At 69.0% G+C, this 26608-nt stretch carries 24 protein-coding genes; 17 read left to right on the top strand and 7 right to left on the bottom strand.

Annotated features, from left to right (window positions below):
- The first annotated feature begins 47 nt into the window (after positions 1 to 47).
- From pgeF to KV203_RS07100, 8 genes are all read left to right on the top strand, one after another.
- On the top strand, positions 48 to 782 hold the full coding sequence (gene pgeF / locus KV203_RS07065) for a peptidoglycan editing factor PgeF (RefSeq protein WP_066473297.1): 735 nt from the start codon (positions 48 to 50) through the stop codon (positions 780 to 782).
- Positions 766 to 1473 (top strand): YggS family pyridoxal phosphate-dependent enzyme, encoded by a 708-nt coding sequence (locus KV203_RS07070; RefSeq protein ID WP_066473133.1) that lies wholly within the window; start codon positions 766 to 768, stop codon positions 1471 to 1473. Before pgeF ends, KV203_RS07070 begins: the two co-directional genes overlap by 17 nt.
- Before the next feature lie 45 nt (positions 1474 to 1518).
- Positions 1519 to 2196: a cell division protein SepF gene (locus KV203_RS07075; RefSeq protein ID WP_066473135.1), complete on the top strand. Its 678-nt coding sequence runs from the start codon at positions 1519 to 1521 to the stop codon at positions 2194 to 2196.
- Between the two features lie 58 nt (positions 2197 to 2254).
- Positions 2255 to 2557, top strand: coding sequence for a YggT family protein (locus KV203_RS07080; protein ID WP_066473137.1), 303 nt, complete (start codon positions 2255 to 2257; stop codon positions 2555 to 2557).
- 103 nt (positions 2558 to 2660) lie between these two features.
- The gene (gene wag31, locus KV203_RS07085) at positions 2661 to 3536 is read left to right on the top strand and encodes a DivIVA-like cell division protein Wag31 (protein ID WP_066473139.1); all 876 of its coding nucleotides are present in this window, start codon (positions 2661 to 2663) and stop codon (positions 3534 to 3536) included.
- An 80-nt stretch (positions 3537 to 3616) separates the two neighbouring features.
- Positions 3617 to 3823, top strand: coding sequence for a hypothetical protein (locus KV203_RS07090; RefSeq protein WP_066473141.1), 207 nt, complete (start codon positions 3617 to 3619; stop codon positions 3821 to 3823).
- A 304-nt stretch (positions 3824 to 4127) separates the two neighbouring features.
- Positions 4128 to 7313: an isoleucine--tRNA ligase gene (gene ileS / locus KV203_RS07095; protein ID WP_066473143.1), complete on the top strand. Its 3186-nt coding sequence runs from the start codon at positions 4128 to 4130 to the stop codon at positions 7311 to 7313.
- 49 nt (positions 7314 to 7362) lie between these two features.
- Positions 7363 to 8658 (top strand): DNA polymerase IV, encoded by a 1296-nt coding sequence (locus KV203_RS07100; protein ID WP_246600929.1) that lies wholly within the window; start codon positions 7363 to 7365, stop codon positions 8656 to 8658.
- 25 nt (positions 8659 to 8683) lie between these two features.
- Here KV203_RS07100 and KV203_RS07105 read toward each other — a convergent pair whose 3' ends face one another.
- Positions 8684 to 9463: a VOC family protein gene (locus KV203_RS07105; protein WP_066473146.1), complete on the bottom strand. Its 780-nt coding sequence runs from the start codon at positions 9461 to 9463 to the stop codon at positions 8684 to 8686.
- Positions 9464 to 9528: 65 nt separating this feature from the next.
- Here KV203_RS07105 and KV203_RS07110 point away from each other — a divergent pair, with 65 nt between their 5' ends.
- The 3 genes from KV203_RS07110 to KV203_RS07120 all read left to right on the top strand — a co-directional run bounded on the left by KV203_RS07110 (position 9529) and on the right by KV203_RS07120 (position 11379).
- On the top strand, positions 9529 to 10185 hold the full coding sequence (locus tag KV203_RS07110; RefSeq protein ID WP_066473149.1) for a winged helix-turn-helix transcriptional regulator: 657 nt from the start codon (positions 9529 to 9531) through the stop codon (positions 10183 to 10185).
- A 5-nt stretch (positions 10186 to 10190) separates the two neighbouring features.
- The gene (locus tag KV203_RS07115; RefSeq protein ID WP_157079896.1) at positions 10191 to 10700 is read left to right on the top strand and encodes a WKL family lipoprotein; all 510 of its coding nucleotides are present in this window, start codon (positions 10191 to 10193) and stop codon (positions 10698 to 10700) included.
- A gap of 103 nt (positions 10701 to 10803) precedes the next feature.
- Positions 10804 to 11379 carry a WKL family lipoprotein gene (locus tag KV203_RS07120; RefSeq protein ID WP_066473153.1) on the top strand — a complete coding sequence of 192 codons (576 nt, stop codon included), beginning with the start codon at positions 10804 to 10806 and terminating at the stop codon, positions 11377 to 11379.
- Between the two features lie 9 nt (positions 11380 to 11388).
- On the opposite strand, the gene KV203_RS07125 is transcribed toward KV203_RS07120, so the two are convergent.
- On the bottom strand, positions 11389 to 12138 hold the full coding sequence (locus tag KV203_RS07125) for a sensor domain-containing protein (protein WP_066473156.1): 750 nt from the start codon (positions 12136 to 12138) through the stop codon (positions 11389 to 11391).
- Positions 12126 to 13085: a hypothetical protein gene (locus KV203_RS07130; RefSeq protein ID WP_157079897.1), complete on the bottom strand. Its 960-nt coding sequence runs from the start codon at positions 13083 to 13085 to the stop codon at positions 12126 to 12128. Before KV203_RS07130 ends, KV203_RS07125 begins: the two co-directional genes overlap by 13 nt.
- A 38-nt stretch (positions 13086 to 13123) precedes the next feature.
- Here KV203_RS07130 and lspA point away from each other — a divergent pair, with 38 nt between their 5' ends.
- From lspA to KV203_RS07145, 3 genes are read left to right on the top strand one after another with little or no spacing between them, the layout of a single operon-like run.
- Positions 13124 to 13684 (top strand): signal peptidase II, encoded by a 561-nt coding sequence (gene lspA, locus KV203_RS07135; protein WP_083530229.1) that lies wholly within the window; start codon positions 13124 to 13126, stop codon positions 13682 to 13684.
- On the top strand, positions 13681 to 14607 hold the full coding sequence (locus tag KV203_RS07140; RefSeq protein ID WP_066473166.1) for an RluA family pseudouridine synthase: 927 nt from the start codon (positions 13681 to 13683) through the stop codon (positions 14605 to 14607). The genes lspA and KV203_RS07140 overlap by 4 nt, the downstream gene beginning before the upstream one ends.
- Positions 14600 to 15262 (top strand): hypothetical protein, encoded by a 663-nt coding sequence (locus tag KV203_RS07145; RefSeq protein ID WP_083530230.1) that lies wholly within the window; start codon positions 14600 to 14602, stop codon positions 15260 to 15262. Before KV203_RS07140 ends, KV203_RS07145 begins: the two co-directional genes overlap by 8 nt.
- A 7-nt stretch (positions 15263 to 15269) precedes the next feature.
- Here KV203_RS07145 and KV203_RS07150 read toward each other — a convergent pair whose 3' ends face one another.
- Together KV203_RS07150 and KV203_RS07155 are read right to left on the bottom strand one after the other, a co-directional pair.
- Positions 15270 to 16295 (bottom strand): fused (3R)-hydroxyacyl-ACP dehydratase subunits HadA/HadB, encoded by a 1026-nt coding sequence (locus tag KV203_RS07150; RefSeq protein WP_066473171.1) that lies wholly within the window; start codon positions 16293 to 16295, stop codon positions 15270 to 15272.
- Between the two features lie 50 nt (positions 16296 to 16345).
- Positions 16346 to 18724, bottom strand: a complete 2379-nt coding sequence (locus KV203_RS07155) for an HAD-IC family P-type ATPase (RefSeq protein WP_066473174.1) — start codon at positions 18722 to 18724, stop codon at positions 16346 to 16348.
- Positions 18725 to 18781: 57 nt separating this feature from the next.
- On the opposite strand from KV203_RS07155, the gene rarD reads away from it, so the two are divergent.
- The 3 genes from rarD to dnaE all read left to right on the top strand — a co-directional run bounded on the left by rarD (position 18782) and on the right by dnaE (position 24006).
- The gene (rarD, locus tag KV203_RS07160) at positions 18782 to 19693 is read left to right on the top strand and encodes an EamA family transporter RarD (protein ID WP_246600677.1); all 912 of its coding nucleotides are present in this window, start codon (positions 18782 to 18784) and stop codon (positions 19691 to 19693) included.
- A complete protein-coding gene (locus KV203_RS07165; protein WP_066473179.1) occupies positions 19690 to 20370 on the top strand; it encodes a hypothetical protein in 681 nt (226 codons plus the stop codon). The genes rarD and KV203_RS07165 overlap by 4 nt, the downstream gene beginning before the upstream one ends.
- Before the next feature lie 144 nt (positions 20371 to 20514).
- Positions 20515 to 24006 carry a DNA polymerase III subunit alpha gene (dnaE, locus tag KV203_RS07170; protein ID WP_246600931.1) on the top strand — a complete coding sequence of 1164 codons (3492 nt, stop codon included), beginning with the start codon at positions 20515 to 20517 and terminating at the stop codon, positions 24004 to 24006.
- Here dnaE and KV203_RS07175 read toward each other — a convergent pair.
- Both KV203_RS07175 and KV203_RS07180 read right to left on the bottom strand, forming a co-directional pair.
- Complete coding sequence (locus KV203_RS07175; RefSeq protein ID WP_066473183.1) at positions 24003 to 25472, bottom strand: flavin-containing monooxygenase; 1470 nt, start codon at positions 25470 to 25472, stop codon at positions 24003 to 24005. The genes dnaE and KV203_RS07175 overlap by 4 nt on opposite strands.
- A gap of 14 nt (positions 25473 to 25486) precedes the next feature.
- Positions 25487 to 26569: a tetratricopeptide repeat protein gene (locus KV203_RS07180; protein WP_066473193.1), complete on the bottom strand. Its 1083-nt coding sequence runs from the start codon at positions 26567 to 26569 to the stop codon at positions 25487 to 25489.
- Positions 26570 to 26608 lie beyond the last annotated feature (39 nt).

Here is a 26608-nt window from a genome sequence, read left to right on the forward strand (position 1 = left end):
GGGTCGATCGTGCTGGTGGTGAACGGAGTGATGGGATCGTAGTGGTGGTGAGCGGATCTTCCGCGGGGTCGGGGCGGATCAGGCGGGTGGTGACCGGCCGGGCCGGTGGTGTCTCGACGGCGCCGTACGACTCGTTCAATCTCGGTGATCATGTCGGCGACGATCCGGCTGCGGTGGACGGTAATCGGCGTCGACTCGCCAGGCAGCTGGGCTTGCCGTTCGAGCGGTTGGTCTGGATGGCGCAGGTGCACGGCACGACGGTGGTCACGGTAGACGCGCCGCAGGTCGCGCCGGTTCCGGCGACCGACGCGGTGGTCACCGCCGAGCCCGACCTCGCGCTGGTGGTACTGACCGCGGACTGCGTGCCGGTGCTGCTCGCCGACGAGACCGCCGGGGTGCTCGCGGCGGCGCACGCGGGCCGGGTCGGCGCGCGTGACGGCATCGTGCCGCAGGTGCTGAACTCCATGGTCGCCGCGGGTGCCGCGGTGGAGCGGATCGCTGCCTTTCTCGGCCCGGCGGCGGGCGGCGAGTGCTACGAGGTGCCCGCGGCGATGCGCGCCGAGGTAGATCGGGAGTTGCCGGGAAGCGCGAGTAGCACGACCGCCGGAACGCCGGCGCTGGATCTGCGCGCCGGCCTACGGCGCCAGTTGCTGGCGGCCGGGGTGGCGACCGTTGCCCAGGACCCCCGGTGCACGATCGAGGATCCGGACCTGTTCAGTCATCGCCGGGGCGCGCCCACCGGTCGGCTCGCGAGTGTGATCTGGCGTGACACGCGCGGCTGAACTTGCCGAGGCGCTGGCTCGACTGCGTGACCGGGTGTCCGCCGCTGCCCGTGCGGCCGGCCGCGATCCCGACCAGGTGACGTTGCTCCCGGTCACCAAGTTCTTCCCGGCGGCGGACATCCGGATTCTCGCCGGGCTCGGCTGTCCCGCTGTCGCCGAGGCCCGGGATCAGGAAGCGGTCGTGAAGGTGTCGCAGGTGCCCGGCCTGACCTGGCACATGATCGGCCGGTTGCAGCGCAACAAGGCACGGTCGGTCGCGCGCTGGGCGGACGTGGTGCAATCGGTGGACAGCGTGCGACTGGTCGATTCGCTGTCTGCCGCTGCGACGGCCGAGCGGGACGGTGCGCTCCGGGTCCTGGTGCAGATCAGCCTGGACGATGATCCGGCGCGAGGCGGGGTGGCGGCGTCCGACGTTGCCGAGCTGGCCGACCGGGTTGCGGCCGCGCCCGGGCTGGAGCTGGCCGGGGTGATGGCGGTGGCCCCGCTCGGCGCCGAGCCGGACCTGGCGTTTGCCCAGTTGGCCCGGGTGCACGAGCGGCTCCTGCGCGATCATCCGGGTGCCGCCGAACGGTCCGCGGGGATGTCGACGGACCTGGAATCGGCGGTACGACACGGTTCGACGTGCGTGCGTGTCGGTACCGCGTTGCTAGGTACCCGACAGTATTCTCACCTAGAGCGTGAGCCTCAGTAGTCACAGCTGAAACAAGCGACGGGGACGCCGGAGGAAGGTCCATACATGAGCACTCTGCACAAGTTCAAGGCCTACTTCGGGATGGTCCCGCTCGACGACTACGAGGACGACTACCTGGACGAGCCGTTGCCCCGGCGGGCGCCGCGCCCGGTTCGGGAAGAGTACGCCGAGGTGGTCGAGGCGGAGTATCGCGAGCCCGCTTACCAAGGCTCGTACGCGGCCCGCCGGTCGAGTTACGAACACGAGGACGGCCCGGCCGAGCGCGGGTACGAGCCCGGTTACGACCTGCCTCGGCGGGCGCCGCGGTCCGAGACCGCGCGGCTGGACGCCCTGCCGCAGCGGGCGCCGCGAGTCGCCGCGCCGGTCCCGCGGGTGGTGACCCGAGGCGCGTTGGCGGTGGAGACCCGGATCGAGGAGCGTCGTCCGGCGGTGGACGACGGCGGGCCGCTGTCCAAGATCACCACGCTGCGGCCCCGCGACTATACCGAGGCGTGCACGATCGGCGAACGGTTCCGCGACGGCTCGCCGGTGATCATGGATCTGGTCGAGCTGAGCAACGCCGATGCCAAGCGTCTGGTGGATTTCGCGGCCGGCCTGGCATTCGCCTTGCGCGGATCCTTCGACAAGGTCGCGACCAAGGTGTTCCTGCTTTCACCGGCCGATATCGATGTGTCCGCAGAGGATCGGCGGCGGATCGCCGAGACCGGGTTCTACAGCCAGTAGCGGTCGCTCGTTCGGCGGCGGTTTTGATCGTCCGGGCTTCGTCAGGCAAAGTGGTCCCGTGGCCTTGTGGGTAGTTCTCTACTACGCTCTCATGTTGTTCTGGTTGCTCTTGATCGGCCGGATCATCATCGAGTTCGTCCGTGGCTTCGCGCGCGACTGGCACCCGCGCGGTGTGGTCGTGGTGGTGTTGGAAGCGATCTTCACGGTCACCGATCCGCCGGTGAAGCTACTCCGTAGGCTCATTCCGCCGATCTCGCTGGGTGGATTTCGGCTAGATCTGTCGATAATGGTGCTGGTATTCATTGTCTTTGTATTGATGTCGATTGTGCAGAGACAGGCGCAGCTTGCGGTAACGATGTGACAGAATGGACGCCGATTGCCGGCGGGCTGCCTACTCGTTGCCCGCGATGCGTTACAACTGAATGCTTGCTCGACCGCTCCATGATGCGTGAAGGGATCCTTCCATGCCGCTGACTCCAGCAGATGTGCACAACGTCGCGTTCAGTAAACCTCCGATCGGTAAGCGCGGATACAACGAAGACGAGGTCGATGCGTTTCTCGACCTCGTCGAGCAGGAGCTCGCCCGCTTGATCGAGGAGAACGCCGATCTCCGGCAGCGAGTAGGTGAACTGGACGCCGAGCTGGCCGAGGCCAAGAAGGGTAACAACGCCCAGGTCACCGCCATGATGCAGCAGCCGCCGAAGTCGGAACCGGAGTTGCCCAAGCGGATGCCGGAACCGAAGCCGCCGGCGCCTGCCCCACCGCCACCGCCGCCCACCCAGCCGACCCAGATCGCGTCGGCGATGCCGAGCACGCAGACCTCGGGAGACGCGAACGTGCAGGCCGCGAAGGTGCTCGGTCTGGCCCAGGAGATGGCCGACCGGCTCACCAACGATGCCAAGGTCGAGTCCGAGCAGCTGATGAACAACGCCCGGACCAATTCCGAGCGTTTGGTCACCGATGCCCGGGTGCGGTCGGAGGCGATGATCGGTGACGCCCGGCAGAAGTCGGAGGCGCTGCTCGCGGACGCGCAGACTCGCTCCGAGACCCAGCTCCGGCAGGCCAAGGAGAAGGCGGACGCGCTGCAGGCCGATGCCGAGCGCAAGCACACCGAGATCATGGCCACCATCAACCAGCAGCGGTCGGTGCTCGAGGGTCGAATCGAGCAGCTCAAGACGTTCGAGCGGGAGTACCGGGTGCGACTCAAGTCCTACCTCGAATCCCAGCTCGAGGAGCTGGAAAATCGTGGTTCGGCCGTGCCGACCGAGGGCGGAGACGCGTTCGCCGACGCCACTATCAACCACGGGACGCCGACGTTCTCGAAGGGAACCACCCAGTAGGCTGAGCCGGGGTCGCGTCGCGATGCAGCCGACGACGACGCCCCACCCGACCAGAACAGGTCTCGGCACCTGAGGGAACAATCGTGGTACTGACGTTGGCGCTTGCCGCCGCCGGGTTCGCGCTGCTCGTGCTCGCGCTGATCACCGGGTCCGTTCTGTGGGCTTGGGGATGCATCGTGGTGTGCGTGATCGGTGCGGTCCTTCTGTTGGCCAGCGCGTTGTCGGTACGTCGAACACCGCTCGAAAGCGAGAACGACCGCGGACCCCGTGGTCGGCACGCACGCTGAGGAATATCCGATCGACGTCAGTCGTAGGATGCCAACGACACAGCACACAGCGATCCGCTGGGCGCATACGCAACCCGGTGGACGCAACGACACAAGGCGAGGATCCGGCCATCACCGGGGAGCCTTTCGGAAGAACGGCGGCGCACCGCGTCGCTTACTAGAACCGAACGGGTGAGCCCGGCACAGCTCATGGCGAGAGGTCCCGGTGGTCGCCGGGGCAAGCGGGGTGGTACCGCGGCGTGCAGCACCGGAGGCTGACCGTCGTCCCCGTGCCCGATACCGACGGCACGCAGGGAGATCAGAGATGACCGCGCCGGAGACCGACGAAGCAGTATCGCCCACCTACCCGCGGGTCGATCCGGGTGTCGCCCGGGCCGACGCCGGCGTGCAGTTTCCCGAGCTGGAGCGGCGGATTCTGGATTACTGGGCCACGCGCGGGACCTTTCGGGCCAGCGTGGACCGCCGAGCCGACGCGCCGGAGTACGTGTTCTACGACGGCCCGCCGTTCGCCAACGGGCTCCCGCACTACGGCCATCTGCTGACCGGGTATGTCAAGGACATCGTGCCGCGGTACCGGACCATGCGTGGATTCAAGGTCGAGCGGCGGTTCGGTTGGGATTGCCACGGGTTGCCGGCCGAGCTCGAAGCCGAGCGGCAGCTCGGGATCAAGTCGGCCGATATCGGCGCGATGGGCCTGGCGGCGTTCAACGACTACTGCCGATCGTCGGTATTGCGGTACACCGACGACTGGCGGGCTTATGTGACCCGGCAGGCCCGCTGGGTCGACTTCGACAACGACTACAAGACCCTCGATCTCGACTTCATGGAGTCGGTGATGTGGGCATTCAAGGCGCTGCACGACAAGGGACTGATCTACCAGGGTTTCCGGGTGCTGCCCTACAGCTGGTACGAGCAGACGCCACTGTCGAATCAGGAGACGCGGCTCGACGATGCCTACCGGATGCGGCAGGACCCGGCGGTGACGGTCACGATGCCCCTGCTCGACCCGGCCGGCGGTCCGCTCGCGGGGGCGAACGCGCTGATCTGGACCACGACGCCGTGGACCCTGCCGGCCAACCTGGCGATCGCGGTGCACCCGGCCGTGCGGTACGTGCAGATCCGTACGACCGACGGCAACCGATACGTGGTCGCGGCGGACCGGCTGTCGCACTATGCCCGCGAACTGGGCGCCGAGCCGGAGGTACTCGACGAGTATGCCGGTGCCGACCTGGTGGGTCTGGCCTACGAGCCGCCGTTCGACTTCTTCGCCGGCCCGGAGCGGGGCCGGCCGAACGCGCATCGGGTGATCGCGGCCGATTACGTGACCACCGATTCCGGTACCGGGATCGTGCACATGGCACCGGCGTTCGGCGAAGAGGACATGGAGTATTGCCTCGCCAACGGGATCGAGCTGGTGCAGCCGCTGGACCCGGGCGGGAAGTTCACCGCGCTGGTGCCGCCGTACGAGGGCCTGCAGGTCTTCGACGCGAACCCGGAGATCATCCGGGATCTCAAGACCGCCGGACGGATTCTGCGGCACGAGACGATCGAACACTCCTACCCGCACAGTTGGCGGTCCGGGCAGCCGTTGATCTATATGGCGGTGCCGTCCTGGTTTGTCGCGGTCAGCGAGTTCCGGGACCGGATGGTGGAGCTGAACCAGCAGATCACCTGGGTGCCCGAGCATGTCCGGGACGGCCAGTTCGGCAAGTGGCTCGAGGGTGCCCGGGACTGGAACATCAGCCGGAACCGGTATTGGGGTAGTCCGATCCCGGTCTGGGTCTCCGACGACCCGCAGTATCCGCGGACCGACGTCTACGGCAGCCTCGACGAGCTGGAGCGCGACTTCGGGGTGCGGCCCACCGACCTGCATCGGCCGATGATCGACGAGCTGACCCGGCCGAATCCGGACGATCCGACCGGGCGCTCGACGATGCGCCGGGTGCCGGAGGTGCTGGACTGCTGGTTCGAGTCCGGCTCGATGCCGTACGCACAGGTGCATTACCCGTTCGAGAACGCCGACTGGTTCGACGGGGTCACCGGCGAGCGGGCCGGCCACAACCCGGGTGATTTCATCGTCGAGTACAACGGCCAGACCCGCGGCTGGTTCTACACCCTGCACGTGCTGGCCACCGCGCTGTTCGACCGGCCGGCGTTCCGTACCGTCGTCGCGCACGGCATCGTGCTCGGCGAGGACGGGCAGAAGATGAGCAAGTCCAAGGGCAACTACCCGGATGTGAACGAGGTGTTCGACCGGGACGGCTCGGACGCGATGCGGTGGTTCCTGATGAGCAGTCCGGTGCTGCGCGGCGGGAACCTGATCGTCACCGAACGCGGTATCCGCGAGGGCGCGAGCCACGCGCAGCGGCCGCTGTGGAACGCCTGGAGTTTCCTGCAGCTGTATGCCGATCGCCCGGGCCGGTGGCGGACCGACTCGCCGCATGTCCTCGATCGCTACATCCTGGCGAAGCTGGCCGCGACCCGGGACGTGCTGACCGAGGCGCTGGACCACGACGACATCGCAGGTGCCTGCGAAGAGCTGCGCGGGTTCTGCGACGCGCTGACCAACTGGTACGTGCGCCGGTCCCGGCAGCGGTTCTGGGACGAGGACCGGGACGCGATCGACACGCTGCACACCGTGCTGGAGGTGGCCGGCCGACTGGCGGCCCCGTTGCTGCCGCTGACCACCGAGGCGATCTGGCGTGGCCTGACCGGCGGCGAATCGGTGCACCTGACCGACTGGCCGGAGCCGGCGGAACTGCCCGCCGATCCGGACCTGGTGTCGTCGATGGACGAGGTGCGCTCGGTCTGCTCGACGGTGCTGGGCCTGCGCAAGGCGCAACAGTTGCGGGTCCGGTTGCCGCTGTCCGAGGTGACCGTCGCGGCACCGCAGGCGCCCCGCCTGGCGCCGTTCGCGGAGCTGATCGCCGACGAGGTCAACGTCAAGCGGGTCGACCTGACCACTGATGTCGCGGTGCACGGCCGATTCGAGCTGGTGGTGAACGCGCGGGCCGCCGGGCCACGGTTGGGCAAGACCGTGCAGGCCGTGATCAAGGCGGTCAAGGCCGGCGCCTGGACCGAGCGCGGGGACGGGATCGTCGTGGTGACGACCCCCGACGGTGACGTCGAGTTGCTCCCTGCGGAATACACCCGACGATTGGTTGCCGCCGAACCGGAGTCGACGGCAGCGCTGCCGGGCAACACCGGCCTGGTGGTGCTGAACTCGGTGGTCACCGAAGAGCTGGCGGCCGAGGGGTGGGCCCGGGACCTGATCCGCGAGCTCCAGGACGCGCGCAAGGCCGCCGGCCTCGCCGTCTCCGATCGGATCCGGGTGGTGCTGGACGTGCCGGCCGATCGGCTCGGCTGGGCCCGGACCCACCGCGACCTGATCGCCGGCGAGATCCTGGCGGTGTCGCTGGAGCTCGGCGACCCGGGCCGGGATGCGCTCGCGTTGGCCGGCGACGCCCGCGCTGCGCTCGCCCGGCTGTGACACATCCCGGCTCGTGACCGGGGCCGGGCGTTGGGTGCTGCACCTGGATATGGACGCGTTCTTCGCCTCGGTGGAGCAGCTGACCCGACCGACCTTGGCCGGTCGCCCGGTGCTGGTCGGTGGTGCAGGGAGCCGGGGTGTGGTGGCCGGGGCCAGCTACGCAGCTCGGGTGTTCGGTGCGCGATCGGCGATGCCGATGCATCAGGCCCGGCGGCTGGTCGGCGGCGCCGCGGTCGTGCTGCCGCCGCGCGGGGTGGTCTATTCGGCGGTCAGCCGCGACGTGTTCGAGGTGCTCCGGACCCGGCTCCCGGTACTCGAGCAGCTGTCGCTGGACGAGGCGTTCGGCGAGCCGGCCGAACTCTCCGGGGCGTCGGCCGAGCAGGTCGTCGCGTTCTGTGCCGAGCTGCGCGCCGCGGTGCGCGCGCGGACCGGCCTGGTCGCCTCGATCGGGGCCGGCAGCGGCAAACAGCTGGCCAAGATCGCATCCGGGCTGGCCAAGCCGGACGGCATCCGGGTGATCACCGCGGCCGAGCAGGATCGGCTGCTGGCCGGGCTGCCGGTGCGCAAGCTGTGGGGGATCGGCCCGGTGGCCGAGGCGAAACTGCGTGGGATCGGAGTGACGACGATCGGCGCGTTTGCCGCCTTGCCCGAGTCGGAGGTCACCGGTCTGCTCGGCGGCGCGCTCGGTGCCGCGCTGCACCGACTGGCCCGCGGTAGCGACGATCGGCCGGTCACCGAGCGGGGCGCGGCCAAGCAGGTCAGCGCGGAGACCACGTTCTCGGTCGATGTCGCGACCGTCGGTGCCCTGCGGGCTGCGGTGGCCGAGATCGCCGCTGCGGCGCACAGCCGGCTGATCCGGGACGGCCGGTCCGCGCGCACGGTCGTGCTCAAGCTCAAGCATGCCGACATGAGTATCGTCACCCGGTCGGTCACCCTGCCGTACGCCACGGCCGATCCGGCGCTGCTCACCGCCGCTGCACAACGGTCGGTGATCGATCCGGTCGAGTTCGGCCCGGTGCGACTGGTCGGGGTCGGTTTCGGTGGGTTGTCGTCCATCCGCCAGGAGACGTTGTTCCCCGAGCTCGGCGCGCCGCCGATCGCTGCGGACCTGCCGGATGCCGAGCTGCCGGCTCCCGACGGTGCCGGCACCGCCGGTCCGTCCGGCTGGCGGACCGGCGCGGATGTGCGGCACGTCGAGTTCGGGCACGGCTGGGTGCAAGGCGCCGGCCACGGAGTGCTCACGGTCCGCTTCGAAACCCGATCGACCGGCCCCGGCCCGGCCCGCACGCTCGCCGCGGACGATCCGGCGCTGAGTCCGGCCGATCCGCTGGACAGCCTGGGCTGACCCGAGCCACCGGTGCAGCAATCGGTCAGGGCAGCAACTGGCTGACCGAGAACGGGCTGCCGTCCGGGTCGGCCAGCAGCGCCGTGCGCAACGGCAGGCCCGACCGGTCCGCCGGGGCGGTGATCACCTGGCCGCCGGCCGCTGCGGCCGCATCGGCGGCCGCCTCGACGTCGGCAATCCAGAAATCGACGCCCCAGCGTGCGGGCGCGGGGGCCTGGTGCGTTACCGCGACGACGTCGCGCGGCACCGGCTGGGTCGGCTCACCGCCGACGTAGCCGGGCACCTGCCATAGCGTCGTCGGTCCGAAATCCGTACGCTCCCAGCCGAACACCGTGTGGTAGAAGTCGGCCACCGCGGCCGGGTCCGGCGTGCTCAGTGCGCTCATCGACCACGTCGAGGGCTCGTTGACCAGCTGCGCACCGGACCTGCCGACCGGCTGGGCGGCGCACAGCACCGCGCCTGCCGGGTCGGCCAACACGGTCAGGATGCTCGCCGGCGACAGGTCCAGCGGTCCGCTCAGCACCGAGCCGCCGGCGGCGCGCACGGCGTCCGCGGTGGCCGCTGCATCCTCGACCCGGACTTCGGTGACCCAGCCGGTCCCGGCGTCCGGTCCGGCTGCGGCGACCGGGCCGATGCCGGCTACCTCGCGGCCACGCAGCGTCGCGACCGCGTAATCGTGCTCGGTGCTGACGTTCCAGGACCAGCCGAAGACCTGCCGGTAGAAGTCGGCGGCCGCGTCCAGGTCACCGACCAAGCAGGTGACCCAGGCGGGCACCCCGGGCGGATATCCGTCTCGTTCGCTCATGGTCGAAGCCTAACCCGCGATAATTGGAAATTCCAAGTAGTTACTGGGTTTTATATACTTCCGAGATGGCCACCCGGAGTTACGGTGATGCCTGCGGAATCGCGCGGGCGCTCGACCTGATCGGAGACCGCTGGTCCCTGCTGGTGGTCCGGGAGCTGGTGCTGGGTCCCAAGCGGTACACCGATCTGCAGGCGGGACTGGGCCGGATCGGCCCGGACGTGCTATCGCAGCGGTTGCGGGACCTGGAAGCGGCCGGATTGGTGCGCCGGAGCACGGTCGGCGGTCCGGGACGCGTGCGGGTGTACGAACTGACCGCCCGCGGCGTCGAGCTCGAGCCGGTTCTGCACGCGCTGGGCCGATTCGGCAGCGCGGTTGCGCTCCCGGCGGATTCGCCGGACTTCAGTCCGGATGCGGCCGTGGTCGCACTGCGCACGATGTTCGACCCGGCGCGCGCGGTCGGCCGTTCGGTCGAGGCGGAACTGCGGCTGTCCGGCGAGGTGTTCCGGGTCGCGGTCCGCGACGGTGCGTTGCTGACGGTGCGCGGCGCGGCGGTCGACCCGCAGGTCGTGCTGGATACCGCACCACGCACGCTGGCGGCGCTGGTCTGGCACGGCTTGCCGGTCGCGGCGGCGCCGGATACCACCGTCGCCGGCGATCCGGCCGCGCTCGAACGGCTGTTCGCCGTGTTCGCCGGTGTCGGCCGTTCCGACCCGGAAGAATGAGTGGCGTGTGTGTGCGATGGTTCCGCCCGGCTGCGGTGACGATGGCGTGCCTGGCGACGGTGCTCCTCGCCGGCTGCGGCAACACCGTGGAAGTCAGCTATCCGGACAGCGCGACCCCGACCGGTCCCGCCTTGCCCCCGGTGCCGACCGCGTCGGAGCTCGACGCCCGGTTCCGCACCGCCCTGGATCCGGCCGTGCCGGCCACGCAGAAGGTCGGATTGATGCAGGGGCTGGCTGCCGATCCGTCGTTGCTCGACCAGCTGGCCCAGATATATCGCTCGGTCGGCGCCCAGGCGGTGATCACCGATGTCACCCCGACCGGCGATCGGCTCGCCGCGACCGTCCGGCTCACCCTGAACGGCCAGGTGACCACCGGCACAGTGCCGTTTGTGGCGGCGGACGGGCAGTGGCAGATCGCCAGCTCATGGGCGTGCGCGAAGGTGGAGACGCTGCAGATCAGCTCGCCGGTCTGCCCCGCATCGGCGTCGGCCGCGCCGACCGGTCCGGGCGGCTGACCGATTCGCCCGGTAGCCTGGGCTCCGCCCGGCGACGCCGGCTCTTCGCCGGTCGGGTTCGGGCACGGTAAAACCTACGAAACCACAGGAAAAGGACGAACAGTTGAAGGTTCGCACGACCAGCCGGGCACTCGTCGCGGGATTGGCCCTTGCCGGCGCGCTCACCATGACGGCCTGCAGCTCCGACGACAGTGACAGCAGCAAGAGCTCATCGAGCACGTCCCACTCCGGGCACTCCACGACCGCGACATCGGGTGCGGCAGAGTCGTCGGGTGCGGCAGAGTCGTCGGGTGCGGCCGGGGCATCGGGCACCGCTGCCGCGGGCATGCCGGCGGTGCCGACGGTCGCCGACCTGAATACCGAACTGCAGCGCGCCCTCGACCCGAGCGTGCCGGTGGCGGAGAAGGCCGACTACATCCAGGGAACCGAAGCCGATCCGGAGCTGGTGAACCGGCTGGCGGATGCCTACAAGCAGACCGGCGCGCAGATCGAGATCACCGGCGTGCAGAACCTCGGCGACACGCTGCAGGCCACCGGTAACTTCACCGCCAACGGTCAGACCAATCCGGGCACCGTGCCGTTCGTCGCCGACGGTGGAAAGTGGAAGATCGAGAAGGCCTGGGCGTGCAACGCGCTCCAGCTGGCCAACATCCAGTCGGCGGCTTGCCCGGCTTCCTGACCTCGCAGGTCAGGGACCGGGAGTGCCGCGGAGCCGGCGCACCTGGGTCGACACCAGATCGGTCAGCAGCCGGGGATCTACCGGCTGCTGACCGCTGGCGGCGAACTGCAGCAAGGTCGGTCCGACCGCCGACAGGACCACGTCCGAAGTCAGCTCCAGGCCTTGGCTGCGGGTCACGATCCGCACACTGACCGACGCGTCGCCCGCCGCCGGCTGGTCTCCTCGGCCGACCGCATAGTCGACCTCGATCCCATCCGCATCGGTGCCGCTGTAGTGAGCGCACCGATGCAGCAGGTCCTGCAGGCCGGTGAATGCCGGCGTCAGTCGAGCTGCGGGAAAACTGGCCACGTCGATGTCGATGCTGGTCAGCTCCGGTCCGCCGTAGTGCACCGCGGCTGCTGCGGCCGCGCCGGTTTGCTGTTGCGCGATCGGAGCCAGCACACGCGCACACTCCGCCGGATCGGTTCGCGACCTGTCCGGCGCGGCGGTCGGTCCGGGATCGCTCGACCCGGTATCGGCGGAGTCGAGACCGGTGGGACCGGGGTCCGTGAGTGGGGCGAAACCGGTCGGCAGGTCGGCAACGGTGAGCAATCGGGTCCGCAGGGTTTCCACCGGGGGGAGCGGGGTGCCGCTCGGCAGGTCGGGCACGGTGACCGGGGTGCCCAACGGGGTTACCGGGTCGTCGGCGCCGCACCCGCCGAGTGCCGCCAGCAGCAGTGCCGCGACTCCCGCGGCCGCGCCGCGGCTCAGGTACCCCATCGGATCTCGTTGCTGATCGCCTGATAGAACGTGGTGCCGCCGGACGGCGCGGTGTAGGACTGAGTTCCTTGCACGGTGACCGCCCCGCGCACCGGCAACGGCAGTCCGAGGTCGACGGTGATCTGGCCGTGACCGGTCATCGTGTAGTCGTCGACTCGCAATGCGCCGGTGCCGCCCGGCAGGTCCCAGATCCGATCCCGAGGGCTCTGGGCGATGTCGACCGCGACGGTGAGCAGGTCGCCGTCGCGAGCCAGGAGTCGCGCGGTGGTGCGCTGGTTCAGCGGCAGTCCCGGCGACATCTGTTGGTCGATGGTCCAGACCGCGCCGACCCCGATCGGTCGGTCCGGAAAGGTGATCGATTGGTACGCGGCCTGGTAGAAAGCTCGCTCCAGGGCCGCGCGAGCCACGCTGGACTGGCTCGTGTCGGCTTGCAGTCCCAGTGCGGTCACGGCGCCGGCCGGGCTCAGGTTCAGCCGCACGTGTGAGCCGTCCAGGGTGCCGACCGCCGCACGCAAATTTTCGTCGTCGGTGGTCACGTCACCGACGACGACCTCCACTCCACCCGCGGCAGCGGTGGCGACCAGCGGGATGTGCAGCTGGACGGTGGATCGGTTGGACTCTTCGGTGTCGCCGATCCGGAGCTTGGTCTCGTTGCCGACCTGCAATACCACCCGCTGCTGCACCGCGGCCGGCAGTCGCGGGCCGAGCTGCTCGAGGGGTTCGTCGCCCGACTCGACAACGTCGGTGGTGACCGCGGACATCGGTACTGCGATATCCGGTTGCGTGGTATCGGCGGCCAGTGGATTGACCCGGTCGACTGCGGTCCCGGCGCTGCAGCCGACCGCGAGCAGGCCGAAACCGACCGTCAACACGCCGAATCCGATGGTGGCGGCGAGTGCCAGGGCGCCGGTGCGTCGGTTGCCGCGCACTCCGGGGACCTTGGTCACGTCCCCAGGTTACGGGCTGCCGCGAAGTGCCTCGCGGGATGAGGGATGATAACCGCGTGAGCAGCGAAACCTCGAGCGGTGAGCCGGCCGCGCCGGTTGTGCCGTCGGCCGAGCGGTCGCGGCTGCCGACGTTGCTCGGGGTCGCTGCGGTACTCCTGCTCGCCGACGTGCTGACCAAGGTAGCGGTGGTTTCCTGGCTGCAACCGGGCCGGTCGGTATCGGTGATCGGCGATCTGGTGACGTTGCGCTTGGTTCGCAATCCGGGTGCGGCGTTCTCCTTCGCCACCGGGATGACCTGGCTGCTGACCTGTATCGCGATCGCGGTCGTGGTCGGGGTGATCCGGTTCGGTCGGCGGCTGCGGTCGACGTGGTGGGCGGTCGGTCTGGGCATGGTGCTGGCCGGCGCGCTGGGCAACCTGGTGGACCGCTTGTTCCGGGCGCCCGGGCCGCTGCAGGGACATGTGGTCGATTTCGTCTCGGTCGGCTGGTGGCCGGTGTTCAATGTCGCCGACTCGTCCATCGTGTGCGGGGCGATCCTGCTGATCGCGCTCACCGTGCTCGGCTACGAGCCGGACGGAACCCGGGCGCCGCGCCGGTGAGGGAAAGTCGCTCGCTGCCGATTCCGGACGGGCTGGACGGTATGCGGGTCGATGCCGGTCTGGCCCGGTTGCTCGGGCTGTCCCGAACCACCGTGGCGGTCCTCGCCGAGACGGGCGCGGTACGGCTGGACGGTGCGCCGGCCGGCAAGTCGGACAAGCTGGTTGCCGGCGGCTGGCTGGAGGTGGACCTGCCGGAGCCGAAGCGGGAGCTGCAGGTCGAACCCGAACCTGTGGCCGGAATGACGATCCTCTACGCCGACGACGACATAGTGGCGGTGGACAAGCCGGCCGGCGTGGCCGCACACACCGGCGTCGGCTGGACCGGCCCGACCGTGGTGGGCGGCCTGGCCGCGGCCGGTTACCGGATCTCCACCTCGGGCGCGCAGGAACGCCAAGGTATCGTGCACCGGCTCGACGTCGGTACGTCCGGGGTGATGGTGGTCGCCCAATCCGAGCGGGCCTACACCGCGCTGAAACGGGCGTTCAAGCAGCGCACCGTGGACAAGCGGTATCACGCGTTGGTCCAGGGGCACCCGGACCCGAGCAGCGGCACCATCGACGCGCCGATCGGTCATGCCCGCGGCGACGAGTGGAAGTTCGCCGTCACCGAGGACGGCAGGGCCAGCATCACCCACTACGACACCGTCGAGGCGTTTCAGGCGGCGAGCCTGCTCGACATCGGCCTGGAGACCGGGCGCACCCATCAGATCCGGGTGCACTTCAGTGCGATCCGGCACCCGTGCGCCGGCGACCTGACCTACGGTGCGGACCCTCGGCTGGCCCAGCGGTTGGGCCTGCAGCGGCAATGGCTGCATGCCCGTTCGCTGGGGTTCGCCCACCCTGCGGACGGTCGCTATCTGGAGCTCACCAGCGAGTATCCGGCCGACCTGGCACACGCACTGAGCGTGTTGCGAGATGCCTGACCCAACTCCTTCCGGATGGCCGGGTCGGGCGTTGCAGGGTGGGCTCGTTGCCGTTCTGCTCATCGTGCTGGGTTGGGCTGCAGTCCGGCCGGTGGCCGTCGTTCCGCCGACCGACCGGCTCGGTCCGGAGCCGAACGAGCCGGTCGCCGACTATCTGGCCCGGTCGGCCGAGTCGCTGGACGGGACCGGTCCGCGCTGGGCGCTGGTGTCGCTCACGACCGAGATCCGGCCGGCCGAGGTGGCTGCGACGACCGGTGCGGTGCGGGTATCCGAGGTCGCTTACCGCGTGCCGATCCCGCGGGTGCAGACCCGGTTGCTGCTCGTCGCGGTGCCCGGCGAGCCACCCGGAGTGGCCGACTCGGCAGCGGTGGCGGCCGACCGGCTGCTCACCGAACTCCCGGCGTCCGGTCGACAACGAGATGTAGCGACGGTATCGGCGGCTCGGTTGCGCGCCGGTTGCGCGTGCGTGGTCGCAGTCCTGGTCCGCGGCGAACCGACGCAACTGCGCGCGATCGCCGCCCGACCGGGCGTGCGCGCGGTGCAGGCATTACCGGCGGACGCCGAGTTCGGCTGGTTCGCGGTGGACCCGTTACTGCCGGAGCAGCTCGATCGAGCCGGTCCGGGTTCGGACGACGGCCCGGTGCCGCCGGCGTGATCGCCGGTCAGCTGAGCCGGACGGTGGCAGTGGCCAAGCCGAAGATCTTCTTGCCGCCGGATTTGGCGCTGATGGCGACCAGGGCGGAGCGGCTCTCCGGATCCAAAGATTTGATCTTGCCGGTGTATTCGATCTCACTACCGTCGTCGGCGTCCACCAGCACGGTGTTCGACAGCCGCGCGGTGAACTTGGTCAGTGCCGCCGGGTCGCCGGACCACGCGTTGACGAAGCCGGCGCAGTACCCGATGGTCAACATTCCGTGCGCGATCACGCCGGGTAGCCCGATCCGGATCGCGATGTCGTCGTTCCAGTGGATCGGATTGGCGTCGCCGGCCACACCCGCGTAGTTGACCAGGTCACCGCGGGCGACCCGAGCGATCCGCGGCGGCAACTCGGCACCGATCTGCGCGTCGTCGAATCGAATCGACGTCCGCGACGTGCGGGTGACGCTGTCGGTCGCGACCGGCCCGACCGGTGCCGGTTCGTCGATCACCGCCGGTTCGTCGCTCTGGTCCAGTTCCAGCCCGTGCGCCAGCACTCCCTTGACCGACTCTCGGATGCCGGGTTCCACGTCGGCGCCGGTCAGCCCGGCCACCGTGGTGTGCATCACCTGGACCACCCGGTCCGCCTCGTCGGTGAAGGTGTTGGTGACGGTCAGCAGGTCCTTGCCGGCGATGTTGCGGACGCCGGAGAGCTCGACGTCGGTGGTGACTCGATCACCGGAGACGACCGGAGCGTAGAACTCGAAGACTTGGTCGGTCTGCACGAACGCCTCGTAGCCGACCAGGATCTTCTCGAACAGCCGACGGTTGGCCATCATCGCCGGGATCGACATGAATGTCGTCGGCGTGATCAGTCCGCTCAGACCCAGCTCCGCAGCCGCCGCCTCGTCCCAATGCGCCTGGTTCCGGTCCTGCACCGCCCGTGCATACTCGCGGACCTTTTCCCTGCCGACCTCGTAGCTGTCCTCGTCGCGGTAGCGGAGGCCGAGCTTCGACTGCGAGTGGGCGGTCACGTCCAAGGTCGTGGTCATGAGTTGGCAGCATAAGGCGGCGCCGGTGTGGTGTGGGCCGGTGGGTTCGGCTATCCGGTGCGCAGTCGGGCCCGAGTGATCCGGGAGCCGACCTCCACCAGCACGATCCCGACCAGCCCGCATCCGGCCGCGGCACCGGTCAGCGCCGGGTTGGACGGGTCCAAGGCGAAGAAATGCTGGGTGAACGGGACGGTGAACAGGATCACATAGCCGAGCACCGATCCGACGATCAACGCCACCTTCCACCAGACGAACGGCCGGGCGACGATGCCCAGCACCCAGATCGCAATGATGATCAGCGTCAGCAACGCGCTGGTTCCGGCCTGAATCCGCTCGGTCTCGGTGGCGTCCGGGCCGGCATAGGCGATCAGATAGGAGGTGAACGTCATCGTGCCGATCACCAGCCCGGACGGCACCGCGAGCAGCATCACCCGGCGGACGAACCCGGACCGGGCACGTTCGTTGTTCGGTGCCAGCGACAGCAGGAAGGCCGGAATTCCGATGGTGAACCAGGCGGCGATCGTGACGTGCCGGGGCAGGAACGGATACGGCACCGGCTCGAAGCCGAACAGTTGCGAGCCGACGCCGCACAGACCGATCAGGAATGCCAGCAGCACCGAGTACACGGTCTTGGTCAGGAACAGGTTCGCGACCCGTTCGATGTTGCCGATCACCCGGCGGCCCTCGCCGACCACATGCGGCAGGGTGGCGAACTTGTTGTCCAGCAGGACGATCTGGGCCACCGCGCGAGTGGCCGCGCTGCCCGATCCCATCGCCACGCCGATATCGGCGTCCTTCAGCGCGAGCACGTCGTTCACTCCGTCGCCGGTCATCGCGACCGTGTGCCCGCGCGATTGCAGGGCGGTGACCATGGCGCGCTTCTGGTCCGGCCGCACCCGGCCGAAGGTGGTGCCTGCCTCGACGGCTGCGGCCAGCGGCTCGATCGCGTCGGGCAGGGTGCGGGCGTCCACCGGGGTGTCACCGCCCGGGATGCCCAACGAGCCGGCGACCGCGCCGACCGACACCGCGTTGTCGCCGGAGATCACCTTGATCGCGACGTGCTGCCCGGCGAAATAGTCCAGGGTGGCCCGGGCATCGGCGCGGACCCGCTGTTCCAGGATCACCAACGCGGCCGGGGAGACCCGGCCGGGTGCGTCGGGCGCGTCCACCGGCCGGTCGCTCGCCGCCAGGAGCAGCACCCGTAGTCCGGTCGCACCGCGTTGTTCGGCCCGCACCGCGGTCTCGGAGCCCGGCTCGAGCAGCACGTCCGGTGCGCCGAGTACCCAGTTTCCGTGCTCCCCGTAGGACTGCCCACTCCACTTCTTGACCGAGGTGAACGGCGCGGTCGCGGTGCAGGCCCAACCCGGTTTGCTCGGGTAGGCCTCGCCGATGGCGGCGACGCTCGCATTCGGCCGCGGATCGTCGGCGGCGAGTGCGGCCAGCACCGCGCTCGGGTCGGCCGCGCCGAGCGATTCCACCTCGGCCACCCGCATGCCGTTCTCGGTGAGTGTGCCGGTCTTGTCCGCGCACACCACGTCCACCCGCGCCAAGCCCTCGATCGACGGCAGTTCCTGCACCAGGCACTGCCGTTTACCCAGCCGGACCACGCCGACCGCGAACGCGATCGACGTCATCAACACCAGTCCTTCCGGCACCATCGGCACCAGCGCGGCCACCATGCCGTTCACCGCCGGCCGCCACGACTGACCGCTGGCGAACAGCTGGTTGTAGATGATCAGTGCGCCGGCCGGGAACAACAGCCAGGTGATGAACTTCAGGATGGTGTCGATCCCGCTGCGTAGCTCGGAGTGCACCAGGGTGAACTTTGCCGCCTCGGCAGCGAGTTTCGCGGCGTAGGCGTCCTGGCCCACCTTGGTGGCCCGATAGGCGCCGCTGCCGGCCACCACGTAGCTACCGGAAAGCACCGGCGCGCCGACCGGCTTGTGCACGGCGTCCGCCTCGCCGGTCAGCAGTGACTCGTCGACATCCAATCCGGTCGCTTCCAGGACGTCGCCGTCCACGACGATCTGGTCGCCGGGCCCGAGTTCGATCACATCGTCGAGCACCACGTCGTGCGGCGCGATCTCCGCCGCGACTCCGCCCCGACGGACCATCGGGCGAGCCTGGCCGACGATGGCGAGCCGGTCCAGGGTCCGCTTCGCGCGGACCTCCTGCACGATCCCGATCGCACTGTTGGCGACGATGAGCAACCCGAACATCCCGTCGATGATCGACCCGGTGCTCACCACCAGGACGAACAGCACCCCGAGGATCGCATTGATCCGGGTGAACACGTTGGCCCGCACGATGTCGGTGACCGAGCGACCGGCTCGGTCCGGGACGTCGTTGCACCGGCCGTCGCGCACCCGCTCGGCGACCTCGACGGCGGTCAGCCCCGGCGACCTGGACGCCTGCACGGAAATCGACATGGCAGCCAGCGTAGGCAATCATGCATCTGCAAGGGGCCGCGCGTCGAGGGAGCATTGATGGCTTTGCGCTCTCGGCCGATGCCGCCACCATCGCTCTCTCGGCTGCCGGGCATCGGCTACGGCGCCGGCGCGTACCTGATCTGGGGCCTGTTCCCGGCATTCTTCGGTCTGCTGGCGTTCGCAGCCCCGATGGAGATCCTGGCGCATCGGATCGTGTGGACCGTGGTTGCGATGCTCGCCCTGCTCACGGTGACCGGACGCCTGCGCACGTTGGCGGCGATTCCGGGCCGGGCCTGGGCGTTGTCGGCGGTGGCGGCGGCCGCGATCGCGGTGAACTGGGGCGTCTACGTCTACGGGGTGATCACCGGGCATGTCGTGGAATGCGCGCTCGGCTACTTCGTCACCCCACTGGTCAGCGTGTTGTTCGGGGTGATGTTCTTCGGCGAGCGACTGAGTCCGGCACAGCTGGCCGCAGTGGCTCTGGCGACGGTCGCGGTCACCGTGATCACCGTTGCCTACGGCCGCGCGCCCTGGATCGCGCTGGTGCTGGCCGGCTCGTTCGCGGTCTACGGGGTGATCAAGAAGGTGGTTCCGCTCGACCCGATGCGCAGTCTGACCGCGGAGGGGCTGGTCACCGCACCGCTCGCGCTGACCTATCTCGGCTACCTGGTCGGTACCGGCGGTTCGGCGCTCGGCGGCTCGCTGCCACACGCCTTCCTGCTCGTCGCGGCCGGGCCGGTCACGGCCGTGCCGCTGCTGCTGTTCGGGGCTGCGGCGCGGCGGGTGCCGTTGGTGACGATGGGTCTGCTGCAGTACCTGACTCCGGCGTTGCAGATGGCCTGGGGTGTTCTGGTCGGGCACGAAGCGATGCCGACCTCGCGGTGGATCGGTTTCGGCCTGATCTGGCTGGCGCTGGCGATCTTCGTGGCGGATTCGCTGCACGGACGGCGAACGGCAGTTCTCCGGTGACGGCGGGTTACCTGTCGCAGATGGCCGGGTTCGGCCTGCTCGGGTTCGACCCGACCATCGCGTTGATCGCGGTCACCGGACTGCTCACCGGAATCCGCCCGCGAGACGTGGCGGTGTTCCTGGGTACGGCGCTGGTTGCCACGCCGCTGTTCGGCACGGTGCTCGCAGCGGCCGTCGGCCGTCGGTTCGCCGGGGTGGACTGGTGGCACCTGCTCCGGACGGGGTGGTGGCCGGCGGTGGTCGAGTTCGTCGTCGCGGCCCTGCTCGTGGGTTGGCTGCTGAGTCGCCGGCGGCACGGGCGCACCGCGCGAGCCGAGCGTGCGCCGCGGGCCGGTATCGCCGGCGCGGTGGGCCTGGCGTTGGTGCTGGTGCTCGCCTGGACGGCGGACCCCGGTTTCGTCGCCGGGGTGGTGGCATCCGGCCGGACCGATTCGGTGCTCGCGATGGTGCTCGGCCAGCTGGTCTGGGTCCTCATCGCGCAGTGCCTGTCCGTGGCGGTGCTGGTGGCGATGACCGTGACGGCGCCGCAGCGACTCGCCGAACGGTTCGCGGCGACGTGGGCCCGAACTGCGGATCTACGCTTCCGGCTGGTCGATCTGGCGTTGGCGGTGGCCGCGATCGGGCTGGTTGCGGACGCCGGTTGGTATCTGGTAAGCGGCGACTATCTCGTCGGCTGATCGCTGATCAGCCGAGCCGCGCGGCGCCGACGGTAACCGCCGGGGCTGTCGGTGACGGCCCATAGACTGCTTTCGAACCGGGTATGGGAGGGTCGCGTCGTGGCTGATTCGTTCGTCCATCTGCACAACCACACCGAGTATTCGATGCTCGACGGTGCAGCGAAGATCTCACCGCTGTTCGCCGAGGCGAAACGGCTCGGAATGGACGCGGTCGGGATGACCGACCACGGCAACATGTACGGCGCGGCCGAGTTCTACACCTCCGCGGTCGCCGCCGGCATCACACCGATCATCGGGATCGAGGCCTACATCGCGCCCGGTTCCCGGTTCGACACCAAGCGCGTGCAGTGGGGCGATCCCGGCCAGAAGGGCGACGACGTCTCCGGTTCCGGCGCCTACACCCACATGACGATGGTCGCGGAAAATGCGACCGGCCTACGCAATCTGTTCAAGCTCTCGTCCCTGGCGTCGATCGAGGGCCAGCTCGGCAAGTGGGCTCGGATGGACGAGCAGATCATCGCCGAGCACGCCGCCGGCATCATCGCGACCACCGGCTGCCCGTCCGGTGAGGTGCAGACCCGGCTGCGGTTGGGGCACGACCGCGCAGCACTGGAAGCTGCCGCGAAGTGGCAGGAGATCTTCGGTCCGGAAAACTTCTTCCTGGAGGTGATGGACCACGGCCTGAGCATCGAGCGGCGGGTACGGGAGGGCTTGCTGGAGATCGGTCGCACGCTCGGCATCCCGCCGCTGGCCACCAACGACTGCCACTACGTCACCAAGGATCAGTCGGGCAATCACGAGGCGCTGCTGTGTATCCAGACCGGTAAGACGCTGTCGGACCCGGGCCGGTTCAAATTCGACGGCGACGGCTATTACCTCAAGTCCGCCGAGGAGATGCGCGCGATCTGGGACGCCGAGGTACCGGGGGCCTGCGATTCGACATTGCTGATCGCCGAGCGGGTCCAGCCGTACGCCGATGTGTGGCAGTTCCGGGATCGGATGCCGGTCTTCCCGGTCCCGGCCGGCGAGGACCAGGACTCGTGGCTGCGCAAGGATGTCGAGCGCGGTCTGGCCCGGCGTTTCCCGGGCGGCGTGCCGGAGGAGTACCACGCCCGCGCCCGGTACGAGCTGGACGTGATCAAGCAGAAGGGCTACCCGGCGTACTTCCTGGTGGTCGGCGACCTCGTGTCGCATGCCAAGGAGGTCGGCATCCGGGTCGGCCCGGGCCGCGGCTCGGCGGCCGGCTCGTTGGTCGCCTACGCGCTGGGCATCACCAACATCGACCCGATCCGGTACGGCCTGCTGTTCGAACGGTTCCTCAATCCGGAACGGCCGTCGGCGCCCGACATCGATATCGATTTCGACGACCGCCGACGCGGCGAGATGGTCCGGTACGCCACCGAGAAATGGGGTACCGACAAGGTCGCTCAGGTCATCACGTTCGGCACGATCAAGACCAAGGCGGCGATCAAGGACTCGGCGCGAGTGCAGTTCGGCCAGCCCGGATTCGCCATCGCCGACCAGATCACCAAGGCGCTGCCCCCGCCGATCATGGCCAAGGACATCTCGGTGTCCGGGATCACCGACCCGAACCACGACCGGTACAAGGAAGCCGCCGAGGTCCGTACCCTGATCGAAACCAACCCCGATGTCGCCAAGATCTACGAGACGGCGAAGGGTTTGGAGGGTCTGATCCGCAACGCGGGGGTGCACGCCTGTGCGGTGATCATGTCGTCGGAGCCGTTGATCGATGCGATCCCGATCTGGCGGCGGCCGCAGGACGGTGCGATCATCACCGGCTGGGACTACCCGTCCTGCGAGGCCATCGGCCTGCTGAAGATGGACTTCCTCGGGCTGCGCAACCTGACCATCATGGGTGACGCGATCGACAACGTGAAGGCCAACCGGGGCGCCGACATCGATCTGGACCACCTGCCGCTCGACGACCCGGCGACCTACGAGCTGCTCTCGCGCGGCGACACACTCGGGGTGTTCCAGCTCGAGGGCGGCCCGATGCGGGACCTGCTGCGGCGGATGCAGCCGACCGGTTTCGACGACGTGATCGCGGTGATCGCGCTCTATCGTCCCGGTCCGATGGGGATGAACGCGCACAACGACTACGCCGACCGGAAGAACGGTCGGCAGGAGATCACCCCGATCCACCCGGAGCTGGCCGAACCACTGGCCGACATCCTCGGCGACACCTACGGGCTGATCGTCTACCAAGAGCAGATCATGTTCATCGCGCAGAAGGTGGCCGGCTACACGATGGGCCAGGCCGACGCGCTGCGTAAGGCGATGGGCAAGAAGAAGCTGGAGGTGTTGGAGAAGGAGTACGAGACCTTCCATGCCGGGATGACCGCGAACGGTTTCTCCGCCGCCGCGATCAAGTCGCTGTGGGACGCGATCCTGCCCTTCGCCGGCTACGCTTTCAACAAGTCGCATGCCGCCGGTTACGGGCTGGTCTCCTACTGGACCGCTTATCTGAAGGCGAACTACACCGCCGAGTACATGGCCGGCCTGCTCACCAGCGTCGGTGACGACAAGGACAAGGCGGCCGCCTACCTGGCCGACTGCCGTCGCCTGGCGATCTCGGTGCTGCCGCCGGACGTCAACTCGTCCGAACACAACTTTGCCTCCGTCGGCAAGGACATCCGATTCGGCCTCGGCGCGGTGCGCAACGTCGGGTCCAATGTGGTCGCGGCGATCATCGCGGGCCGCCGCGAACACGGCGCGTTCACCGACTTCTCCGACTATCTGAACAAGATCGACGCACTGGCCTGCACCAAGAAGGTGGCCGAATCACTGATCAAGGCCGGAGCCTTCGACTCGCTGGGGCATTCCCGAAAAGGTCTGCTGCTGGTGCATTCGGACGCGATCGACGCGGTGATGTCGACCAAGAAGGCCGAAGCGATGGGCCAGTTCGACCTGTTCGGTGGGGCGGACGCGGACGCGGATGTCACCTCGGTGTTCAACGTGAAGGTGCCCGACGACGAGTGGGACAGCAAACACAAGCTCGCGCTGGAACGAGAGATGCTGGGGCTGTACGTATCCGGGCATCCGCTCAACGGTGTCGAGCATATTCTCGCCGCGCAGGCCGACACGCAGATCCCGGCGATTCTGGCGGGTGACGTGCCGGATGGCACCCAGGTGACCGTCGGCGGCATCCTCGCCGCGGTGAACCGGCGGATCAACAAGAACGGCCTGGCGTGGGCGTCGGCCCAGATCGAGGACCTGACCGGCGGGATCGAGGTGCTGTTCTTCCCGCAGGCCTATTCGGTGTTCGGGATGGATGTCACCGAAGATGCGGTAGTGCTGGTCAAGGCCCGGGTGTCGGTCCGCGACGATCGGATCTCGCTGATCGCCAACGATCTCGCGGTCCCGGATTTGTCTCAGGTCGGGGTGGCGAAGCCGCTCGCGGTGAGCATCCAGTCCCGGATGTGTACCCCGGACAAGGTCGGAGCGTTGAAGCGGGTCCTGGCCAGCCACCCCGGCACTGCGGACGTGCACCTGCGGCTGGTGTCGGGGGAGAAGACCACGATGCTCGAGCTCGATCGGAGCCTGCGGGTCACCCCCTCGTCGGCGCTGATGGGCGACCTGAAAGCGCTGCTGGGACCGTCGTGCCTGGCGAGTTAGTCGGCGCCGGAGAACTCGAGGACGCCGTCTTCGACCGGGGCGTTGCGTAGATACCGGATGTCGCGCGGGTAATCGTCGAGTGCCTTCCACGGCGCCCGGCGGCCCTGCCGCGGCATCACGGCGTCGCCGCGTCGGATGTAGCCGGAGCTGAGTGCCGCGCCCATGAGCGACTCGTCGGTGCGGTCCGCTGCAGCGATGTGCGCGACGAACCGGGTGTAACCCCGATCCCGCATCAGGTTCAACACCCGACAGAAGTAGGCCGACGCAAGATCGGCCTTCAGCGTCCACGACGCATTGGTGTAGCCGAGCACGATCATCGCGTTCGGCACATCGCTGACCAGCGTGCCCTTGTAGAGCGTGGCATCGTGGGTCGCAACGTCGCGGCCGTCCACGACGATCCGCGCCCCGCCGAGCATCTGTACCTCCAGTCCGGTCGCGACGACGACGATGTCGGCCGGCAGCTCCTCGCCGGATGCCAGCCGGATACCGTCCGCGGTGAATCGTTCGATCCGGTCGGTGACGATCGATGCGCGTCCGGAGCGCAGCGCGGCGAACAGGTCGCCGTTGGGCACCACGCAGAGCCGCTGATCCCACGGGTCGTAGCGCGGGGTGAAGTGCTTCATGTCGACCCGGCTGCCGACCTGAGCCCGCACCGCACGCAGCAGGATCTGCCGGGCCACGGCGGGTTGTGCGCGGGACAGCTTGTAGAACGCTTGTTGCAGCGCGATGTTGCGCGCTCGGCCGAGTCGGTAGGTGGCGGCCTTCGACATCCGGAGCCGGCGAAGTACCCCGGCCATCGGATCTGTCCGCGGCAGGCTGGCGATGTAGGTGGGCGAGCGCTGCAACATCGTCACGTGTGCTGCATCCCGCGCCATCGCCGGCACCAAGGTGATCGCGGTTGCGCCGCTGCCGATCACGACGACCCGCCGGTCCCGATAGTCGAGATCTGCCGGCCAGTGCTGCGGATGCACGATCTCGCCCGGAAAGTCGTGTTCCCCGGGAAAGTCGGGGCGGTAGCCGTGGTCGTAGTTGTAGTAGCCGGTGGCGCCGACCAGGAAGGTCGAGGTCCAGATCTCGGTGTCGCCGGTGGCTTCGTCTACGGCGGTGACCGTCCACTGTCCGGTGGCGCCGGACCACGACGCCTGCACTACTTTCCGGCCGAAATGGATCTTCTCGGTGATCCCGTACTCGTCCGCCGTATCGACGAGGTATCGGCGGATCTCCGCTCCGTCGGAGAGCACCGACGTGCCGTGCCAGGGGCGGAATCCGTAACCGAAGGTGTACATATCGGAGTCGGATCGGATACCCGGGTAGCGGAACAGGTCCCATGTGCCGCCGATCGCGCGGCGGCGTTCGAGGAGCGCGAAGCTCCGCCCGGTGTCTTCGCGCAGCAGGTGGGCGGCCACATCGATGCCGGACAGCCCGGCGCCGACGATCAGAACATCGGTATGTCGTTCGCGGCTCATCCGAGTCCTCCGGTTCAGGCGTCGCGGGTCGCACCGCCGACGTCATCGTTCGACCGAAGGATAGCCGTGCGGTCGCTCCAGAGCCGGCCGTACCGGCGTTCCATCAGCTCGAAGTAGCGATCCAGGGCGATCCGCCGTCCGTCCGGCATCCGAACTCGGGGCCCGGCGGTCATCGTCAGGTGTGCGCCGGCGATCAGCCGTCGTGGGCCGGTCGCGCCCGGATATCGGACGCCGACGGCCGGGATCGGTCGGGTTGCCGGGGCGGTCGAGCGGGCCGGCCGACCGAAATTGATGTCGACCTCCACCAGTTCGGCCACCAGGTGCCGATCACCGAGTCGGTGCGCCCAGGCGAACACTTCTACCATCTCCTGCTCGACGGTGGCCGACCAGCGCATCCGGGTCTGCGACGCCGGAACTGGAACCGTTGGGAATCGAGGTAGAGCACCGCCGGGATCGCGACATCCAGTGCGGTGCGCAGTGTCCAGCCCCAGTTGCTCGAAGCTGTCCAAGGCGACCAGATAGCGCCGGACCGCCTCATCGGTCCGGCCGGCGGTTGCGGCGGTCGCTGCCAACGCGGCCGCGCACGCCGCGGTCTTGTCGTCCGCGCCGAGCCTGGGGAACGTCGTGAGCAGCCGCGTCAGCGCCGGTGGGGTCGACTCCGCCGTGCCGGCATCGCCGCCACGGAGCCGGGCCTCGGCCTCGGTCAACAGCTCGGCCAGCGCCAACCAACAGTGCGTTATCCGTTCGCCCGCCTCGGGTGGATACCGCTCCAGGGCGGCACGATAGAGCGATTCCGCGGTGGCATGGCGACCACGTTCTGCGTCGATCCTGGCCGCCCCGCCGATGCAATCTGCGGTTCCGGCCGCGTCGTGCACCGACTCGTAGATCGTCCGGGCGGCGAGATATCCGGCACTCGACTCCGCGTATTCACCGAGTCGGGCGTACACCCGGGCCAGGCCCAGCAGCGCGTGGGCGCGCGCACGTCCCGCGTCGGCCTGGTTTGCTGTAAAGTTGCCAGCTCGATAAAGATCGTCGGCATCGGCGTAGCGAGCGCCGGAGAACGCGGCGTCGCCGGCACGGCTGTACGCGTCGGCCATGTCGACCCTCCGCACGAGACGAAGAGACGTGGGTGGCAG

The organism is Skermania piniformis (assembly GCF_019285775.1).
GTDB classification, from domain to species: Bacteria; Actinomycetota; Actinomycetes; order Mycobacteriales; family Mycobacteriaceae; genus Skermania; species Skermania pinensis.